Origin of the sequence: Lysinibacillus sp. GbtcB16, from assembly GCF_019091145.1 — a bacterium.
GTDB classification, from domain to species: Bacteria; Bacillota; Bacilli; order Bacillales_A; family Planococcaceae; genus Lysinibacillus; species Lysinibacillus fusiformis.
This window is the reverse complement of sequence record NZ_JAGXJV010000260.1, coordinates 1-301: the sequence shown is the minus strand read 5'-3', so window position 1 is coordinate 301 and position 301 is coordinate 1. Positions and strand designations below refer to the sequence as shown.

Annotated in this window: 1 protein-coding gene; it reads right to left on the bottom strand. The window is 32.6% G+C overall.

Translation table 11 applies throughout. The features are described 5' to 3' along the window. Positions 1 to 265 (bottom strand): hypothetical protein (locus KVT27_RS24195; protein ID WP_217582131.1); only part of this gene is annotated, 265 nt, incomplete at its 3' end. Between the last annotated feature and the right edge of the window lie 36 nt (positions 266 to 301).

Here is a 301-nt window from a genome sequence, read left to right as displayed (position 1 = left end):
AATCAGAGAGATACTTATTCCCACCTACCAATGTAAGGGATTTGTTAGCGATAGCATGGATTTTTTCTATTTCTTCCCAATTGATGTTTTGTTCTTCTAAAACTTCATTGATAGATGTCAACGTTTGTTTATCCAAAGTAGATTGTGTGCTTGAAACCTTTAAATTTTGTGTTGAAGCTGATTCTTTAGCGAAAGCATCAGCCCCCGGTATAAAATGCATAAAACCTAAAACTGTAGTAGAAATGAGTATTGCTTTTTTAAACATTAATTTTCATCCTCCAATTTCAAATTTTTGCCAACA